Genomic DNA, 1,079 nt, shown 5'->3' with positions numbered 1-1,079 from the left:
GGCCAATGTGGGGTGCCTTGCGGCTCGGGTTTGAGGCCGGATTGGCTGGGGTTTGACGGGTTCGGCGGATTTCGGGCGCAATGCGACCCTGTATTAGGTCGCCAGCGTCACCCAGCGGCGCATGTTGAAGGCCATGGCGGCGATGAGGATCTGTCCTGCCGCCTTGGCCAAGCCGCGGTAGCGGATGGCGCAAAGCCGCATGCGGTTCTTCAAGGTGGCAAAGGTCGTCTCGACGGCGAAGCGTTGCCGCGCAATGAGCCGGTTGAAATGCTTCAGGCGCGCTGGCAGATGCGGATGATGCTTGTTGGCGCGCCGCATCAGTCTTGGCTTGATCCCGCGCTCCCTCAGCAATACCTGGCGCGCCTTGGTGTGATAGGCCGCATCCGCCAGCACTGCGCCTTCGTCGCCACAGATCAGATGATCTGCCTCGACCGTGTCGTTGACGTTGGCCGCTGTCGTTCTCACCCGGCGGATCAGGCCAGAGCCCTGGTCGACACCGACATGGGCCTTGTAGCCATAGGAGGAGCCAGGCTTGCCCTGCCGGCGTGTAAAGCCGGCATCGGGATCGCCAGCCTCGCCGGCCTCGTGCGCCGTTCCACTGGGTGGCCGTGCCGCCGCCGTCTCGATCACCGTGGCATCGAGCATCGTACCGCGCCGCAGGATCAGCCCGGCCTTGTCCAACTGACGGTCCAGTTCGCCAAACAGCTTCTCCAGAAGCCCCGCCTCGACGAGACGATTGCGAAAGCGGTTGAGCGTGGTGTGGTCGGGCACCGTCTCTTCGAGCGTCAGCCCAACGAAGCGGCGGAACGACAGCCGATCGGCGAGCGCCTCCTCCAGTTCGCTGTCCGACAGTCCATACAAGGACTGCAGCAGAAGCGCCTTGAACATCACCAACGAATTGTAGGCAGGCCGGCCTGGTCCGGCCGGCGAGCGCAGCCGTGCCAGGATCTTCTCGAAGCGATACCACTTCACCAGCAACGACAACCGGTCCAGGCGACCGCTCCGACCAAGACCCTGCGGCAGCAGAGCCTCCACAAAACTGAACTGACCGCTCGGCTTCGTCGTCATCGCAAGATCCC

At 64.2% G+C, this 1,079-nt stretch carries 1 protein-coding gene; it reads right to left on the bottom strand.

Annotated features, from left to right (window positions below):
• Window positions 1–93: 93 nt before the first annotated feature.
• Complete coding sequence (locus NKI66_RS32600) at window positions 94–1,068, bottom strand: IS5 family transposase (RefSeq protein ID WP_023811436.1); 975 nt, start codon at window positions 1,066–1,068, stop codon at window positions 94–96.
• Window positions 1,069–1,079 lie beyond the last annotated feature (11 nt).

Origin of the sequence: Mesorhizobium sp. M0518 (genome assembly GCF_040321125.1) — a bacterium.
Lineage (GTDB): Bacteria > Pseudomonadota > Alphaproteobacteria > Rhizobiales > Rhizobiaceae > Mesorhizobium.
The sequence above is the reverse complement of the archived record's forward strand: the minus strand, read 5'-3'. Positions and strand labels throughout refer to the sequence as shown.

Bases quoted from the DNA above. Each gene is read 5' to 3' on its own strand.
- NKI66_RS32600 (WP_023811436.1), bottom strand. From the start codon at position 1,068: ATGACGACGAAGCCGAGCGGTCAGTTCAGTTTTGTGGAGGCTCTGCTG.